We start from the raw sequence: 17188 nt of genomic DNA, 5'->3' as shown, positions 1-17188 counted from the left end.
TGACCGGCGCGTTCGTTCATCCTGCCGTATCCGGTACGCGCGTCCGTACCGGGACCGGCGCTCACCGGACAGCCGGCTCAGACGATGCCCTCGGCCAGGTCGGCCTGTTCGCGGTCGCTGCCGTAGGCGGCCGTGGTGGGCGTGCCGTACGACCGGCGGGCGACGTACCACCAGACGCTGGCGAGGACCAGGACCACGGCGAGCGCCACCGACGCGTAGTTCATCGTGTCGACGTTGACCGGTGACGACTGCGGCAGGCAGAACAGGACGGTCACGCACGCCACCCACACGACCGCCACCCAGCCGACCGGTCCGCTCCAGCGGCCCAGGTGCCACGGCCCCCGCTGGAACCGGTCGCCCGCGCGCAACCGCAGGTAGACGGGGATCGCGTAGGCCGGGGTGATGCCGATGACGTTGATGGCGGTCACCGCGTTGTACGCCGTCGCCGAGTACAGCGACGGCAGGGCCAGGACGCAGGCCACGGCGACGGACAGCCAGACCGCGGCGACCGGGGTCTGGGTGCGGTCGCTCACCTTGCGCCACAGGTGCGAGCCGGGCAGCGCCCCGTCCCGGCTGAACGCGAACACCATCCGGCTGGCCGCGGCGACCTCGGCGTTCCCGCAGAACAGCTGGGCGACGATCACCACGAGCAGCAGCGCGCTGGCGCCACCGGTGCCGAGACCGTCGAGCAGGATCTGGGCGGGCGGCACACCGGTGTCCGTGGTGCGCGTGGCGTCGTAGTCCTGGATGGCGAAGGTCAGCCCGGCCAGCAGGGCGAAGCCGGCCAGCCAGGAGACCCAGATGGCCCGGACGATGCCGCGGGACGCGGCCACCGAGGCGTGCGAGGTCTCCTCCGACAGGTGGGCGGAGGCGTCGTAACCGGAGAAGGTGTACTGCGCGAGCAGCAGGCCGATCGCCGCCACGTACAGCGGGTTGTGCCAGCCGGTCTCGTTGACGAACTTCGTGAACACGAAGGACGGCGACCGGTGGTGGTCGGGGACGACCGCCAGCGCGCCGACGATCAGCGCGACACCCGCCAGGTGCCACCACACGCTGACCGAGTTGAGCACGCTGACCAGGCGGACTCCGAACAGGTTCAGCACCGCGTGCAGCAGCAGGATCACGCAGAAGATCAGCATGGTCCTGCCGGGCGTCGGCTGGAAGCCCCATTGGAGGTTGGCGAACGCGCCGGTGAACAGGGCGGCGCCGTAGTCGATGCCGGCGATCGCGCCGAGCAGCCCCAGCAGGTTCAGCCAGCCGGTGTACCAGCCCCAGCGCCGGCCGCCGAGCCGGTCGGCCATGTAGTACAGGGCGCCCGAGGTCGGGTAGGCGCTGGTGACCTCGGCGAGCGCGAGCCCGACGCACAGCACGAACACGCCGACGCCGGCCCAGCCCCACAGCATCACGGCGGGGCCGCCGGTGTTCAGGCCGAAGCCGTACAGGGTCATGCAGCCGGACAGGATCGAGATCACCGAGAAGCTGATCGCGAAGTTGCCGAAACCGCCCATGCGGCGGGCCAGCACCGGCCGGTAGCCGAGTTCACGCAGGCGCTGTTCCTCGTCCTGCTGCGGCAGGCCCTTGGCGGGTACGGACGAGGGATCGGGGATGGGGGACACGCGGGGACCTCCGGGATCAACAGGTTGTCGAACAGGGCACGTTCAGGGGGGAGCGTGGATTTCCTGGTGCGGGGAGTTCCGGGGTGGGTGCGGGGTGCGGGGTGCGGGGTGCGGGGTGCGGGGTGTGGGATGGGGCGTGGGGCGTGGGGTCCGGTGGTGCGGGTTCCGTCAGGTGCGGGGGCCGTCCGCGGCGGCCCGGCAGCGGTCCCGGGCCTGGACGAAGATCTCCACCGCACGCTCCCGGTCCGGGGTGCGGTACATCCACGGCGGGGGCGTGAAGTACGGCCCGATCGCCTCGAACACCCGCGCGGCGTCCGCGAACTGGAGGGAACCCCACAGGGCGTGCGCCAGATGGTTGAGGTCGGACAGCGAGCGTTCGGCGTGCTGGGTCTGCTCGAACCAGGTGTGCAGGGCGCGCCGCGCCTCGCGGGCCGCCTCGTCCACCACCCAGTGCAGGTCCAGCGCCGCGTCGTGGCCGCTGTCCCGGCGGTAGCGCTCGACCCGGACGTACAGCGGCAGCAGATGCGCCGCGGCACCGGGCGGAGCCTGCCCGGCGGCCCACTGCGCGTACCCGGCGGCCTCCGCGAGCCGGCCCGAACCGCCGCGCGCGTACAGGAACTGGAGCATCCGGTGGTGCGCCTCGCGGTTGTCCGGGTCGCGCCTGCGGGCCTCGGCCAGCAGCCCCCAGGGCCCCGGCGGAAGCATCGGCTCCGGCGCGGCGGCCCGGTGCTCCTCCCAGCGCTGCTCCGGGTCGAGCTGGGCCAGCGCCAGCAGGCACACCCAGGGCACGGGGTCCCGCGGCGCGGTGGCCGTGGCGGACTGCGCGGCGTCCCACGCCTCGATCCACAACTCGTGGGTACGGCGGTGCCGTTCGCGCCGGGCCCGCAGCGCCCGCTCCACCAGGACCCGGGCGTGCATCACCGCGGCGTGCACGTTCCCCGGCTCCTCGGCGAGCCAGGCCCGCACCACGTCGGTGCCGGCCGCGGCCGCCGCGAGGATCTGGGTGCGCTGGGTCCACCGCCACCACTGCGTGGTGTCCCCGAGCAGGGCGCGCATGGCCATCCAGCGGCCGGTGCGCAGGTCCTGGAGGGCGGCGCGGAGCGCCTGGTCGGGGCCGGCGGGATCGTAGGAGGGGCGGACTCCGTCTCTGGCCATCAGCCGCCGGCCCCTTGCCACTGGCGCACGGGCGTGGTGGCGGGGTGACGTAGCAACAGCCCTCCCCTGGGCGGTCATGAAGATCTCGCGTGTGGTCGGCGGTCACTATAGAGGCGCAGCTTCCCGCCGAACCATTATTGCCAACTCAACCATTGAACAGATCAGTTGGCCGAATCCGTAAACCCTTGACGCCGCCCCCCGTGCGACGGCAGGCTGATGCGGTGATCTTCAGTGCCGCGGCGGAGGGCGGGCGATGACGGGGCCGGTGCTCGCCGTCGACCAGGGCACATCCGGCACCAAGGCGCTCGTCGTCTGCCCCGAACGCGGTGTCCTCGGCACCGGATTCGCCGAGGTCCGCCCCCGGTACCTGCCCGGCGGCCTGGTCGAGGTGGACCCGGCCGGGCTGTACGACTCGGTGGTCGAAGCCGGCCGCCGCGCGCTCGCCGAGGCCGGCGAGGACGTCGTCGCGCTCGGCCTCGCCAACCAGGGCGAGACCGTCCTCGCCTGGGACCCCGCCACCGGCCGTCCGCTCACCGACGCCCTGGTGTGGCAGGACCGGCGCGCCGAGACCGTCTGTGCCGGACTGGCCGCGCACGCGGACGAGCTGCGGCAGCTGACCGGCCTGCCCCTCGACCCCTACTTCGCCGGACCCAAAATGGCCTGGATCCGCCGTCACCTCACCCGCGAGGGCGTCGTCACCACCTCCGACGCCTGGCTGGTCCACCGCCTCACCGGCGCCTTCGTCACCGACGCCGCCACCGCCGGCCGCACCCAGCTGCTGGACCTGGACAGCGCCACCTGGTCCCCGCGCGCCCTCGACCTGTACGGGCTGGCCGGCGAACGCCTGCCCGAGGTGACCGACGCCGCGCAACCGGTCGGCACGACACGGGCGTTCGGCCCCGAGATCCCGCTGACCGGCCTCGCCGTCGACCAGCAGGCCGCCCTGCTCGCCCAGCGCGTCACCGGGCCCGGCGCCGCCAAGTGCACCTACGGCACCGGCGCGTTCCTCCTCGCCCACACCGGCGACCGCCCCCGGCGCGGCGGCTCCGGCCTGGTCAGCTGCGTGGCCTGGCGGCTCGCCGGACACACCAGCTACTGCCTGGACGGCCAGGTGTACACGGCCGCCTCCGCCGTCCGCTGGCTCACCGACCTCGGCGTCCTGTCCTGTGCCGCCGACCTCGACCCGGTCGGCGGCAGCGTCCCCGACAGCGGCGGGGTCACCTTCGTCCCGGCCCTCGCCGGACTCGCCGCCCCCTGGTGGCGCGGCGACCTGCGGGGCTCCCTCACCGGCCTCGGCCTCGACACCACCCCCGGGCACCTGGTGCGCGCCCTGTGCGAGGGCATCGCCGCTCAGGTCGCCGAACTCGCCGAGGCCGCCGCCATCGACCTCGGCACCCCGCTGGACACCCTCCGTGTCGACGGCGGCCTGACCCGCTCCGCGCTCCTCATGCAGACCCAGGCCGACCTGCTCCAGCGCCCCGTCGAGGTGTCCGCGCTGCCCGACGCGACCGCGCTCGGCGCCGCCGCCCTCGCCCGCCTCGGCGCGGACCCCGCACTGAGCGTCGAGGACGCCCTGCCGGACTGGGAACCCGCCACCGTGTACGAGCCCCGCATCCCGGCCGACCGGGCCGCCGAACGCCGCGCCCGCTTCCGCGGCGCCGTCGCGGCCCTCCTCGGCCCGTGACCGTCACCGCGGACGGCCCGCTGCCGTCGACGCCGTACGACGTGGCGATCGTCGGCGCCGGCGTCGTCGGCTGCGCCATCGCCCGGGAACTCGCCCGCCACCCCCGCCTGCGCATCGCCCTCGTCGAAGCCCAGGACGACGTCGGCCAGGGCACCTCCAAGGCCAACACCGCCATCCTGCACACCGGTTTCGACGCGACCCCCGGCACCCTGGAGGCCCGCCTGGTCCGCGAGGGCTACGAGCGGCTCGGCGCCTACGCCGCCGCGACCGGCATCCCCGTCGAACGGACCGGCGCGCTGCTGGTCGCGTGGGACGAGGAGCAGCTGGCCGCGCTGCCCCGGCTCGCCGCGAAGGCCGAGCGCAACGCCTGCCCCGACCTCGCCCTGCTGGGCCCCGGTGAGCTGTACGCCCGCGAACCCCACCTCGGCCCCGGCGCGCTCGGCGCCCTGCACATCCCCGGCGAGAGCGTCATCTGCCCCTGGACGACCACCCTCGCCTACGCCACCCAGGCCGTCGGTGCCGGAGCCGACCTGCACCTCAACACCGCCGTACGCGACGTGCGGTGGGCGGCGGACGGGCACCGGCTGACCACCACCAGGGGCACCCTGCGCGCCCGCCGCCTGGTCAACGCGGCCGGACTGCACGCCGACACCCTGGACCACCGGCTCGGCCACCAGGACTTCACCGTCACCCCGCGCCGCGGCCAGCTCCTGGTGTTCGACAAGCTCGCCCGCCCGCTGGTCCGGCACATCCTGCTGCCCGTCCCCACCGCCCTCGGCAAGGGCGTCCTCGTCGCCCCCACCGTCCACGGCAACGTCCTCCTCGGCCCCACCGCCGAGAACGTGCGCGACAAACGGGCCACCGGGTCCACCGCCGACGGGCTCGCCACGCTGCGCGCCCAGGGCCGGCGCATCCTGCCCGCCCTCCTCGACGAGGAGGTCACCGCCGTCTACGCCGGACTGCGCGCGGCCACCGGGCACGACGACTACCGGATCACCAGCCACCCCGGGCAGGCGTACGTCACCGTCGGCGGCATCCGCTCCACCGGCCTCACCGCGTCCCTGGCCATCGCCACCCACGTCACCGGCCTGCTGACCGACGCCGGCCTCGACCCCGGCCCGGTACGCGAACCGGACGCGGTCGCCCTGCCCCAGCTCGACGAGGCCTCCCCCCGCCCCTGCCAGCGGCCCGACCTCATCGCCGCGGACCCGGAGTACGGCGTCCTCGTCTGCCACTGCGAGCGCGTCTCCCGCGGCGAGATCCGCGACGCCCTCGCCGGGCCGCTCCCGCCCCGCAGCCTGGAGGGCCTGCGCCGCCGCACCCGGGCCCGGGCGGGCCGCTGCCAGGGCTTCTACTGCGGGGCTGCGGTGCGTGAGCTGTTCGAGCGGGGGCCGGGCGACGGAGGGAACGGGCCATGACGACAGCGCGCCGCGTCGACGTCCTCGTCGTCGGAGCCGGCCCCGCCGGGCTCGCCGCCGCCGCGCGGCTGGCGGTGGCCGGTGCCGGACGCGTGGAGGTACTGGAACGGGAGGCGTCGCCCGGCGGAGTCCCCCGGCACTGCGCGCACGGCGGCTTCGGCACCTGGACGCACCCGCTGACCGGCCCCCGCTACGCCCGCCTGCTCACCGAGGCCGCCGAACGGGCGGGCGCCACGGTCCGCACCCGGACGACCGCGCTGGACTGGGCGACCGGGGGCCCGGCGCTCCATGCCGTCGGTCCCGGCGGACCCGAGATCATCGAGGCGCGTGCGGTCGTCCTGGCCACCGGCGCCCGCGAACGCCCACGCGCCGCCCGGCTGGTGCCCGGCACCCGCCCCACCGGCGTCTACACCACCGGCGAACTCCAGCAGGCCGTGCACCTGTTCGGCCAGCACATCGGCAGCCGCGCGGTCGTCGTCGGCGCCGAGGACGTCGCCTACGCCGCCGTCGGCACCCTGCGCGCCGCCGGCTGCGGGGTCGTCGCCCTGGTCACGGAACACCCGCGCGCCGGGACGGGCCGCGCCCGCGCCCAGGCGGCCCGGCTGCTCCACGGCATCCCGCTGCTGACCGGCACCACGGTCGCCGAACTCCTCGGCCACGGACGGCTGTCCGGCGTCCGCGTCCGCCACCGGGACGGCCGTACGGCCGTACTGTCCTGCGACACCGTCGTGTTCACCGGCGACTTCGTCCCCGACCACGAACTCGCCCGGCGCGGCGGCCTCGTCCTCGACCCCGGCACCCGCGGCCCCGCCGTCGGCGGCTCCCTGCACACCTCGCGCCCCGGCGTCCTCGCCGCCGGCAACGTCCTGCACGCCGTGGAGCCCGCCGGCACCGCGGCCCGCGAGGGCGCCCGGGCGGCCGGCGCCGTCCTGGACCTCCTGGCGGGCGCGCCCTGGCCGGACCCGGGCGTACCCGTCACCGTCGAGGCGCCGCTGCGCTGGATCGCCCCCAACCGCGTCACACCGGGCGCCCGGCCCGGCCGCCATGTGCTGCGCACCGGCACCCAGCTGACCCGCCCGGTCCTCCTCGTCCACCAGGACGGCCGGCTGCTGCACCGCGAGCGCCCCGGCACCGCCTCACCCCACCGCTCCCTGACCCTCACCGACCACTGGCACGACCTGGTCGACCCCGAGGGCGGAGAGGTACGGGTGAGCACGGCCTAGGTGTACCGATCACGAGCCAGGAACCGATCGGTGCCGCCCCGGCGGGAGGGGGTGGCGTGGCGTCCCCGGTCCGGGAACGGCCCGTGCCGCTCCGGGCGCACGGTTCCCGCTGCGGGGAACGTGCCGTGCCGGCCGTGTCCGCAGGCGCGACCCGGTTGGCCTCCGTGCCAGGAACCGACCGGTGCCGCCCCGGGCCGGTGGGGGAGGGGTGGCCCCCCGAGGCCGGGGAGGACCACCCGTGCCGCCCCGGGTCCGGTCCGTCCCCGGGGTGGTGCCTCACGCGTCCGGGAACGTGCCGTGCCGGCCGGAGCCGGAGGCGAAGCGGGCTGCGCCCTGCGTGCCGTGGGCCAGGACGGCCATGCCGTGGCGGAGTTCGGTGCGCAGCGCCGTCTCCTCGTCCCGGCCCTCCTGGTCGAGGACCGACGCGCGGTCGCCGCGCAGGCAGGCCTGCGGGAAGCGGGCGATCCCCGCGGCGAGCGCCTCGGCCTCGGCGCGGGCGGTGCCGGCCGGCACCACGCGGTCGGCGAGCCCCATCGCCCGCGCCTCACGGGCGGGGACCGGGCGGCCCGTGAGGATCATGTCCATGGCCCGGCCGGTCCCGACCAGCCGGGGCAGCCGTACCGTGCCGCCGTCGATCAGAGGCACCCCCCAGCGCCGGCAGAACACCCCGAACACCGCGTCCTCCTCCGCGACCCGCAGATCGCACCACAGGGCGAGTTTCAGGCCGCCCGCGACCGCGTGCCCGGCCACCGCCGCGATCACCGGCTTGGACAGCCGCATCCGCGTCGGCCCCATCGGCCCGTCGCCGTCCTCCGCCACCCGGTTGCCGCGTTCCGTGCCGATCGCCTTGAGGTCCGCGCCCGCGCAGAACGTGCCGCCCTCCCCCCACAGCACCGCCACCCGGGCGCCGTCGTCCGCCTCGAACGACCGGAAGGCGGCGGCGAGGGCGGCGGCCGTCGGCCCGTCCACCGCGTTACGGGCCTCCGGCCGGGAGAGGACGACCGTGGTGACGTACTCCTGCCGTTCGACGCGCACCGGCATACGGCAACCTCCTTCTCGGGCCCCCGGCACAGCCGGGGACGGTGATCCCCGTAGCTTCGCGTGGGACGGCCTCCGGGCGCACCGGCGCCCCGGGTGTCAGCGCTCCCGGCACCAGTGCCGCTTCCGGGTGAACGCGCTGGCCATCCAGGTCAGGCACCTCGCGCCGGCCGCCGCGAGCAGCCACGGCCAGGAAGCGCCACAGGCGCCCCGCGCCGTCCCGCCGGCGGGTGGCGGGGCCTGCCGGTGCGGGGGCGCCGGCGGGGGTGAAAGAGCGCGGCCCTTGACCTCGACGACGCTTGAGGTTCTACGTTCTCTTCCATGAGCATGGAAACCACCGCCTGGACGCAGCTGCACAGCGTGATGAACGCGCAGTCCGAGCGTCGCCCCCTCGCGCGCGCCACGCTGCGCCGCATCGCCGCCTTCGCCCGCCCCCACCGTGCCGGCCTCGTCCGGTTCGTGCTGCTGGGGGTGGTGACCGCCCTGCTCGCCGTGGCGACCCCCGTGCTCGCCGGCCGCGTCGTCGACGCGATCGTGGCGGGGCACGACTCCCGCACCGTGGTCCGGCTGTCCCTGCTCATCGGCCTCGTCGCCCTCGCCGAGGCGGGGCTCGGCATCCTCGGCCGGCGCCTGTCGGCGACGCTCGGGGAGGGACTCATCCTCGACCTCCGCACGGCCGTGTTCGATCATGTGCAGCGCATGCCCGTCGCGTTCTTCACGCGTACCCGTACGGGCGCGCTGGTCAGCCGTCTCAACAACGACGTGATCGGTGCCCAGCGGGCGTTCGCCAACACCCTCTCCGGCGTGGTCAGCAACCTGGTCACCCTGCTGCTCACGCTCGCGGTGATGCTCACCCTGTCCTGGCAGATCACCCTGCTCGCGCTGGTGCTGCTCCCGGTGTTCGTGCTGCCCGCCCGCCGCATGGGCCGCCGGATGGCCCGCATGCAGCGGGAGGCGGCGACGCTGAACGCGGCCATGGGCACCCGGATGACCGAGCGGTTCTCCGCCCCCGGCGCCACCCTGGTCAAGCTGTTCGGCCGCCCGGAGGAGGAGTCGGCCGAGTTCGCGGCCCGCGCCCGCGAGGTCCGTGACATCGGCGTGCGCACGGCCACGGCCCAGTCGGTCTTCATCACCTCCCTCACCCTGGTCTCCGCCCTCGCCCTGGCCCTCGTCTACGGCCTGGGCGGCTGGTTCGCGCTGCACGGCACCCTGGAGCCCGGCGCGGTGGTCTCCCTCGCCCTGCTGCTGACCCGCCTGTACGCCCCGCTGACCGCGCTCGCCGGGGCCCGGGTCGAGGTGATGAGCGCGCTCGTCAGCTTCGAGCGGGTCTTCGAGGTGCTCGACCTGAAGCCGCTGATCGCGGAGAAGCCGGACGCCCGCGAGGTCCCCGAAGGACCGGTGGCCGTCGAGTTCGAGGACGTCCGCTTCGCCTACCCGTCCGCCGACCAGGTCTCCCTGGCCTCCCTGGAGGAGGTCGCCGCCCTCGACACCCGGGGCGGCGCCGAGGTCCTGCACGGCATCTCCTTCCGGGCCGAACCCGGCCAGACCGTCGCCCTCGTCGGCTCCTCCGGCGCCGGCAAGTCGACCATCGCGCAGCTCCTGCCGCGCCTGTACGACGTCGACGCGGGCGCGGTCCGCATCGGCGGGACCGACGTCCGGGACGTGACCGCCGCGTCGCTGCGGGCCACCCTCGGCATGGTCACCCAGGACGGCCACCTCTTCCACGACACCGTCCGCGCCAACCTGCTGCTGGCCCGGCCCGACGCCACGGACGACGACCTGTGGGACGCCCTCGGCCGCGCCCGCCTCGCCGACGTCGTACGGTCCCTGCCCGACGGCCTGGACACGGTCGTCGGCGAGCGCGGCTACCGGCTCTCCGGCGGCGAACGCCAGCGCATGACCATCGCCCGGCTGCTGCTGGCCCGCCAGCGCGTCGTCATCCTGGACGAGGCCACCGCCCACCTGGACAACACCTCCGAGGCGGCCGTCCAGGAGGCGCTCACCGAGGCCCTGGAGGGCCGCACCGCCGTCGTCATCGCGCACCGCCTGTCCACCGTGCGGGCCGCCGACCAGATCCTGGTCGTGGAGTCCGGCCGGATCGCCGAACGGGGCACGCACGAGGAACTGCTGGCGGCCGGCGGCCGGTACGCGGAGCTGCACCGCACCCAGTTCGCCCGGCGGGACGCGACCGTGCCGACGGTCTGAGCGGCCGGGGCCCACGGGTACGCAGCCACCTCCCGGCGAGTGAGCGGCACGGGACGGGGAAGCCGTGATCGGGCCAAGTGCCCGTGAACAGGCCCCAATTGGAAGGAACCTCACCGTGTCCAAGGCTGGTATCGGAAGTGCCGTCGCCGCCCTCGTCCTCGCCGCCGGGCTGACCGGCTGCGGCAGCGAGGACGGTGGCGGCAAGGGCGGGGACCCCCAGGCCCGGCCGAGCGCGACCCCGCCCGCCCGGGCCGTCCAGGACGCCTACCGCAGGACGGTGGCCGCGGACACCGCGAAGATCGCCGTCACCAGCAAGGTCGTCGCCGGAGGGCAGGCCGTCACGGCGCACGGCAGCGGCGTGGCCGGCCTGAAGGACGGCACCAGCCGCGTCACGCTGACCTCGCGGGGCGCCACCGTCGAGCAGCGCGTCGTCGACGGCGTGGTCTACCAGAAGCCGTCGGGCGGGAAGCGCGACTCCGTGCCGGGCGGCAAGACCTGGGCGAAGATCGACCTCAAGCGGCTGGCCGCGCGGGGCTCGGCCGGGCGGTCCCAGGTCAGCGACCCCGCGGAACCGGTCCGCTACCTCAGGAACGTCGGCTCCGAGGACGTCACCCGCGTCGGCACCCAGACCCTCGACGGCACCCGCACCACCCACTACCGCGTCTCGGTCCCCCTCTCCGCGCTCTCCTCCGGCAACGCCGCACAGGAGCGGGAGCTGCGCCAGCAGCTCGGGAAGTCCACCCTGCCCGTGGACCTGTGGCTGGACGGGCAGGGGCGGCTGCGCCAGGAGAGCGTCCGCCTCACCCTGCACCCGCTCGCACACCGGACGCCGGGCCGCGGGGACACCCCCGTGACGAGCACGACCGTGCTGCGCTTCTCGGACTTCGGGACCGACGCGCGGGTCAGCGCGCCGCCCGCCCGCGACACCGCGGACGTCACCGACAAGCTGGCCAGGACCGGCGCGGCCGGCACCTGACAGGTGTGAGCCGCCCGCGCCTGGATACGCGGTGGGGACGGCATCACCGCCCGTCCGGAAGGTCAGCCCCCACATGACCAGCGCACAGGAGCCAGGCCACCACTCCGAGGTGACCCTTCGGGTCAACGGCAAACCGCACACGGTGCTCGTCGACCACCGGCGCGTCCTGCTGGACGTGCTGCGCGAGGACCTGGATCTCACCGGGTCCAAGAAGGGCTGCGACCAGGGCCAGTGCGGCGCCTGCACCGTGCTGGTCGACGGGCGCCGCCTCAACAGCTGCCTGCTGCTCGCCGTCGCCCTCGACGGCCGCGAGGTCACGACCGTCGAGGGCCTCGGCGGTGACGGCGAGCAGCCGCACCCGCTCCAGCGGGCCTTCCTGGACCGCGACGCCTTCCAGTGCGGGTACTGCACCCCGGGCCAGCTCTGCTCCGCCGTGGGCATGCTCGCCGAGGTCGCGGCGGGCCACCCCTCCCACGTCACCGACCCGGCGGCCCCCGCCGGGCGGCCCGTACCGCTGGACCGGCCCGAGATCCGCGAGCGGATGAGCGGCAACCTGTGCCGCTGCGGCGCCTACCCGCGCATCGTCGAGGCGATCGAGGACGTGATCGAGTGACCGGCTTCGGATACCTCAGGCCCGCCGGCCTCCAGGAGGCCGTCGAGGCGTACGCGGCCCACCCCGGCGCCCGCTACCTCGCCGGTGGCACCAACCTGGTCGACCTGCTGAAACTCGGCGTCGAGCGGCCCGCCCTCCTCATCGACATCGGCCGGCTGCCGCTGGACGCCGTCGAGGAGCTGCCCGACGGCTCCCTGCGCGTCGGCGCCACCGTCCGCAACAGCGACCTGGCCGCCGACCCGCGCGTCCGCGACCGCTACCCGGCCCTGTCCCAGGCACTGCTGGCGGGCGCCTCCGCACAGCTGCGCAACGCCGCCACCACCGGCGGCAACCTGCTCCAGCGCACCCGCTGCCCCTACTTCCAGGACCTGGACAAGCCCTGCAACAAACGCGAGCCGGGCAGCGGCTGCGGCGCCCGGGACGGCGTCCACCGCGACCACGCCGTCCTCGGCCACTCCGAGCACTGCATCGCCACCCACCCCTCCGACATGGCCGTCGCCCTGGCCGCGCTGGACGCCCAGGTCGAGCTGTACGGCACCGAGGGCACCCGGCGCCTGGCCGTGGCCGACCTGTACCGGCTGCCCGGCGAGCACCCCGAACGGGACACCTGGATCCGCCCCGGCGAACTGATCACCGGGGTGGTCCTGCCGGCCGCCACGGCCGGGGTACCCTCCGCCTACCGCAAGGCCCGCGACCGGGCGTCGTACGCCTTCGCGCTCGCCTCCGTGGCCGTCGTCCTGAAGGTCGTGGACGGGGTCGTCGACCAGGTCGGCGTCGCCTTCGGCGGACTCGCCCACCGGCCCTGGCGGGCCCGGCACACCGAGCTGGCCCTGCTGGGCGCCCCCGCCACCCCGGCCGCGTTCGAAGGGGCCGTGGCACTCGAACTCGCGCACGCCGAGCCGCTGCGGGACAACGCCTACAAGGTGCCCCTCGCCCGCAACCTGGCCCTCGACGTCCTGCACCGTCTCGCCCCGGCCCCCGCAACGGCCTGAGCCGCCCCAGGAGGAACCATGACCGGCAGCGCCCTGGGCGCCCCCGTCGAGCGCCGGGAAGGACGCCAGAAGGTCACCGGCACCGCCCGCTACGCCGCCGAGTACGCCGTGCCCGGCCGCGCCCACGCCTGGCCCGTGCCGGCCGCGGTCGCCCGCGGCCGGGTCACCGCCGTCGACACCTCGGCCGCTCTCGCCCTGCCCGGCGTCCTCGCCGTCCTCACCCCCGGCGACGCCCCGCGCCTCGCCGAACCCGAGGACGGCACCCTCGCCGTCCTCCAGGACGCCGCCGTACCGCACCGCGGCTGGTGCGTGGCCCTGGTCGTGGCCGAGACCCCGGAGACGGCCCGCGCCGCCGCCCGCGCGGTCCGCGTCAGCTACGACACCCGGCCCCACGACGTGGACCTGAACGAGGGCCACCGGGACGCCTACGCACCGGATGAGGCCGGTGGCCGGCCGGGCACCCTGGAGCACGGCGAACCGGAGGCGGCCTTCGCCGCCGCCGCCGTGCGCGTCGACGTCACCTACCGGGTGTCACCGCTGCACAACCACCCCCTGGAGCCGCACGCCAGCACCGCCCACTGGGACGGCGACCGGCTCACCGTGTACACCTCCAGCCAGGGCGGTACGGCCGTCCGGTCCGTGCTCGCCCAGCTGTTCGAGCTGCCCGAGGAGCAGATCGCCGTCGTCGCCGAACACGTCGGCGGCGGCTTCGGCGCCAAGGGCACCCCGCGCCCGGACGTCGTCCTCGCCGCGATGGCCGCCCGGCACACCGGCCGGCCCGTCACCCTGGCCTGCCACCGCCGCCACCTGCCCACCACCACCGGCCACCGCGCCCCCACCCGGCAGCGGATCCGGCTGGGAACGGACGCGGACGGCCGCCTCACCGCCCTGCTGCACGAGGTGACCACCTACACCTCGCGGGTGAAGGAGTTCGTGGAGTACGCCGCACTCGTCTCCCGCACCATGTACGCCACCCCGGCCCTGCGCAGCACCCACCGCGTCGTCCCCCTGGACGTGCCCACCCCCTCCTGGATGCGGGCACCCGGCGAGGCCCCCGGCATGTACGCCCTGGAGTCCGCCGTGGACGAACTCGCCGACGCGCTCGGCGTGGACCCGGTGGAGCTGCGCGTCCGCAACGAACCCGACCGCGAACCCGGCAGCGGCAAGCCGTTCAGCAGCCGCGGCCTCGTGCGGTGCCTGCGCGAGGGCGCCCGCCGCTTCGGCTGGGCCGGCCGCGACCCGCGCCCCGGCGTCCGCCGCGAGGGCCCCCTGCTCCTGGGCACCGGCGTGGCCGCCGCCACCTACCCCGTGATGGCCTCCCCGTCCTCGGCCAGTGCCCAGGCCCTGCCCGACGGCACGTTCACCGTCCGGGTCAACGCGGCCGACATCGGCACCGGGGCCCGTACCGTCCTCGCCCAGATCGCCGCCGACGCCCTCGGCGTCCCCCTGGACCGGGTGCGCACCGAGGTCGGCCGCAGCGACCTGCCCCCGGCCCCGCTGGCCGGCGGCTCCTCCGGCACCGCCTCCTGGGGCTGGGCCGTGCACGAGGCGTGCACCCGGCTCGCCGCGCACTCCGGCCCGCTGCCCCCCGACGGCCTGACCGTCCACGCCGACACCACCGGCCGCGCGGACGCCGACAGCCCCTACGCGCGGCACGCGTTCGGCGCCCACTTCGCCGAGGTCGCCGTCGACACCGTCACCGGCGAGGTCCGGGTGCGCCGCATGCTGGGCGTCTTCGCCGCCGGCCGGATCCTCAACGCCCGCACCGCCCGCTCCCAGTTCACCGGCGGCATGGTCATGGGCCTCGGCATGGCGCTCACCGAGGGCAGCACCCTGGACCCCGCGTTCGGTGACTTCCCCGAGACCGACCTCGCCGGCTACCACGTCCCCGCCCACGCCGACGTCCCCGCCATCGAGGCCGACTGGATCGACGAGGACGATCCCCACCTCAACCCGATGGGCAGCAAGGGCATCGGCGAGATCGGCATCGTCGGCACCGCCGCCGCCCTCGGCAACGCCGTCCACCACGCCACCGGCATCCGCTTCCGCGAACTCCCGCTCACTCCCGACCGCATCCTCACCGGCCTGCTGTCCGAGGGCTGACCCCGCCCGGCCGGGCCCGTCAGTCCCCGGCGACCGGGTAGCGGTGCACCGGGGGCAGGCCCGGCAGGAGGCCCGGCCACACGGTGTCCAGGACGTGGGCGCTCGGTGTGAACAGCGGCGCGGACAGGGCGGGCAGGTCGGCGAGCTCGTGCCACTCCCAGCGGTGGATCAGATGCGGCTCGGTGACGACCGGTGCACCGGTGAACGCGGTGACCTGGACGGCGGCCGTCAGCCGGGGTATGCCGTCGACGGAGTCCAGCAGCACCGCCCGGACCCGGGCGCCGGCCGGATCGGCCCGCAGCGACGTCTCCTCCGCCAGCTCCCGCACCCCGGCGGTCGCGAAGTCCTCACCCGGGTCGTTCTTGCCGCCGGGCAGCTCCCAGACGCCCCGCACCGACCAGCCCAGCAGCACCCGCCCCGCCGGATCGGTGACGACGACACCCGCACCGGTCAGCGCGTGCGGGACGGGACGCCCCTTGGCGGCGCACACGAGCGGGCCGGGGGAGGGGCCGCGCAGCACGAGCAGGGCCAGGCCGTCGGCGTCGTACCGCCCGGCCGACTCCCAGCCCGCGCACAGCAGTCCGATCTCCCGCTCGTCCAGGGCGGCGGGCCGCTCGTCCTCCGGTACGGCGTCCGCGACCGAGGTGATCACGCACAGCGTGCCGCCGGGACGCAGCCGCTCCCGCAGCCGGTTCAGCACCCGGGTACGGTCGCGCACGAACGCCCAGGCGAGCCGGACGGTGATCAGGTCATAGGCGGTGTGGGGGAGTTGCTCCAGGTCGTCGCGTTCGACGTCCAGCCGCAGGTACGTCACCTCCGGCCCGTCCGTGCCCCCGGCCCCGGCGAGCGCGGCGGCCGACACGTCGACCGCGTCCACCCGGTACCCCGACCCGGCCAGATGGCGGGCGAGTTCGCCGAGTCCGCAGCCCACGTCCAGGGCGAGCCCGCCGACGGGGGCCGGGACGTGTGCGGCGAGCAGCCGCCGCTCGGCCCCGCCCAGCGACCGGAACCGGCCGCCCCGCGCGTAGTGCGCGTCCCACTCCTCGGGTGTCAGGTCTGCCACCGGGTCTCCTCCGCGCGTGCCGGTCCGTTCCGCCGCCAAGGCAATCATGGCCGGGGGAGGGACCGGCCACACCCGCCGACCCGGCAACACCCGCCGACCCGGCCACACCCGCCGACCCGGAGATACCCATCGACCCCGAGATACCCATCGACCCGGGCACGCCGTCGGGCGCGGCGGACCGCCGGTCCGCGCGCACCGCCGTACGCGATCTCGACGCGGGGGCCGGACGGGACCACCATTCCCTGGGAGGAGCGGTCGAGGGCGACAGGAGCTGCCGGAACATGCACGTGAGCGACGTACCCCTGCGCGTCCTGGCGGTGGACGACGAGCGACCCGCGCTCGAGGAACTGCTGTACCTGCTGGGGAAGGACCCGAGGGTCGGCACGGTCGTGCCCGCGTCCGCGGCCACCGAGGCGCTGCGCCGGCTCGGCCGGGCCATGGAGGAGGGGCCGGGCGGCGCGGACGCCTTCGACGTCGTGTTCCTCGACGTCAGCATGCCGGGCCTCAACGGCCTCGAACTGGCCCGGCTGCTCGGCGGGTTCGCCACGCCGCCGCTGATCGTCTTCGTCACCGCCCACGAGGACTTCGCGGTCCGCGCCTTCGACCTCAAGGCCGTCGACTACCTGCTCAAGCCGCTGCGCAAGGAGCGCTTCGCCGAGGCCGTGCGCCGGGTCGCCGACCTGGTCCGGGCCGGGCAGGGGCCCCGGCCCGCCGCCCTCCCGCCGCCCACGCCCGCTCTCGGTGACCAGATCCCGGTGGAACTGGGCGGGGTGACCCGTTTCGTGCCCGTCGCCGACATCACCTATGCCGAGGCGCACGGCGACTACGCCCGGCTGCACACCCGCGACGGCAGCCACCTGGTGCGGACGCCGCTGTCGACGCTGGAGGAACAGTGGCGCGCACGCGGCTTCGTGCGGATCCACCGCAGCCGGCTCGTCGCCCTCGGCCGGATCGAGGAACTCCGGCTGGACGGCGGCAACCTGAGCGTCCGGATCGGCGACCGGATCCTCGCGGTGAGCCGCCGCAACGCCCGCGAACTCCGCGACCTGCTGGCCCTGCGCGCGACGGCCCGGCCCCGCTGAACCGGCGGCGCGACGCGGCC

The 17188-nt window shown here is 75.6% G+C and carries 13 protein-coding genes; 9 read left to right on the top strand and 4 right to left on the bottom strand.

Translation table 11 applies throughout. From position 1 onward, the window contains the following. Window positions 1-77: 77 nt before the first annotated feature. Together AB0F03_RS30255 and AB0F03_RS30250 are read right to left on the bottom strand one after the other, a co-directional pair. Window positions 78-1616 (bottom strand): amino acid permease, encoded by a 1539-nt coding sequence (locus tag AB0F03_RS30255; RefSeq protein ID WP_361997574.1) that lies wholly within the window; start codon window positions 1614-1616, stop codon window positions 78-80. Window positions 1617-1784: 168 nt separating this feature from the next. Next, the gene (locus tag AB0F03_RS30250; RefSeq protein WP_361997572.1) at window positions 1785-2771 is read right to left on the bottom strand and encodes a hypothetical protein; all 987 of its coding nucleotides are present in this window, start codon (window positions 2769-2771) and stop codon (window positions 1785-1787) included. 253 nt (window positions 2772-3024) lie between these two features. Here AB0F03_RS30250 and AB0F03_RS30245 point away from each other — a divergent pair, with 253 nt between their 5' ends. From AB0F03_RS30245 to AB0F03_RS30235, 3 genes are read left to right on the top strand one after another with little or no spacing between them, the layout of a single operon-like run. Next, a complete protein-coding gene (locus AB0F03_RS30245) occupies window positions 3025-4455 on the top strand; it encodes an FGGY family carbohydrate kinase (RefSeq protein ID WP_361997570.1) in 1431 nt (476 codons plus the stop codon). Next, window positions 4452-5873, top strand: coding sequence for an FAD-dependent oxidoreductase (locus tag AB0F03_RS30240; protein ID WP_361997568.1), 1422 nt, complete (start codon window positions 4452-4454; stop codon window positions 5871-5873). The genes AB0F03_RS30245 and AB0F03_RS30240 overlap by 4 nt, the downstream gene beginning before the upstream one ends. Next, window positions 5870-7096: an FAD-dependent oxidoreductase gene (locus AB0F03_RS30235; RefSeq protein WP_361997566.1), complete on the top strand. Its 1227-nt coding sequence runs from the start codon at window positions 5870-5872 to the stop codon at window positions 7094-7096. The genes AB0F03_RS30240 and AB0F03_RS30235 overlap by 4 nt, the downstream gene beginning before the upstream one ends. Before the next feature lie 276 nt (window positions 7097-7372). Here the strand turns inward: AB0F03_RS30235 and AB0F03_RS30230 are convergent, their stop codons facing one another. Further along, complete coding sequence (locus AB0F03_RS30230; protein WP_361997564.1) at window positions 7373-8137, bottom strand: crotonase/enoyl-CoA hydratase family protein; 765 nt, start codon at window positions 8135-8137, stop codon at window positions 7373-7375. 324 nt (window positions 8138-8461) lie between these two features. Between AB0F03_RS30230 and AB0F03_RS30225 the strand changes: the two genes are divergently transcribed. From AB0F03_RS30225 to AB0F03_RS30205, 5 genes are all read left to right on the top strand, one after another. Further along, on the top strand, window positions 8462-10339 hold the full coding sequence (locus tag AB0F03_RS30225; RefSeq protein ID WP_361997696.1) for an ABC transporter ATP-binding protein: 1878 nt from the start codon (window positions 8462-8464) through the stop codon (window positions 10337-10339). A 115-nt stretch (window positions 10340-10454) separates the two neighbouring features. Then, a complete protein-coding gene (locus tag AB0F03_RS30220; protein ID WP_361997562.1) occupies window positions 10455-11315 on the top strand; it encodes a hypothetical protein in 861 nt (286 codons plus the stop codon). A gap of 73 nt (window positions 11316-11388) precedes the next feature. Further along, window positions 11389-11928, top strand: coding sequence for a 2Fe-2S iron-sulfur cluster-binding protein (locus AB0F03_RS30215; RefSeq protein ID WP_361997560.1), 540 nt, complete (start codon window positions 11389-11391; stop codon window positions 11926-11928). After that, window positions 11925-12920 (top strand): xanthine dehydrogenase family protein subunit M, encoded by a 996-nt coding sequence (locus AB0F03_RS30210; protein WP_361997558.1) that lies wholly within the window; start codon window positions 11925-11927, stop codon window positions 12918-12920. The genes AB0F03_RS30215 and AB0F03_RS30210 overlap by 4 nt, the downstream gene beginning before the upstream one ends. A gap of 18 nt (window positions 12921-12938) precedes the next feature. Further along, window positions 12939-15023, top strand: coding sequence for a xanthine dehydrogenase family protein molybdopterin-binding subunit (locus AB0F03_RS30205; RefSeq protein ID WP_361997556.1), 2085 nt, complete (start codon window positions 12939-12941; stop codon window positions 15021-15023). A gap of 19 nt (window positions 15024-15042) precedes the next feature. Here the strand turns inward: AB0F03_RS30205 and AB0F03_RS30200 are convergent, their stop codons facing one another. After that, window positions 15043-16086, bottom strand: coding sequence for a bifunctional class I SAM-dependent methyltransferase/NUDIX hydrolase (locus AB0F03_RS30200; protein WP_361997554.1), 1044 nt, complete (start codon window positions 16084-16086; stop codon window positions 15043-15045). A 281-nt stretch (window positions 16087-16367) separates the two neighbouring features. On the opposite strand from AB0F03_RS30200, the gene AB0F03_RS30195 reads away from it, so the two are divergent. Continuing rightward, window positions 16368-17168: a LytTR family DNA-binding domain-containing protein gene (locus tag AB0F03_RS30195; protein WP_361997552.1), complete on the top strand. Its 801-nt coding sequence runs from the start codon at window positions 16368-16370 to the stop codon at window positions 17166-17168. Window positions 17169-17188 lie beyond the last annotated feature (20 nt).

The sequence above is a fragment of the Streptomyces sp. NPDC028722 genome (assembly GCF_040637655.1).
Classification (GTDB): domain Bacteria; phylum Actinomycetota; class Actinomycetes; order Streptomycetales; family Streptomycetaceae; genus Streptomyces.
Note: the sequence above shows the minus strand (reverse complement) of the source record. Positions and strands in the feature narration are given on the sequence as shown.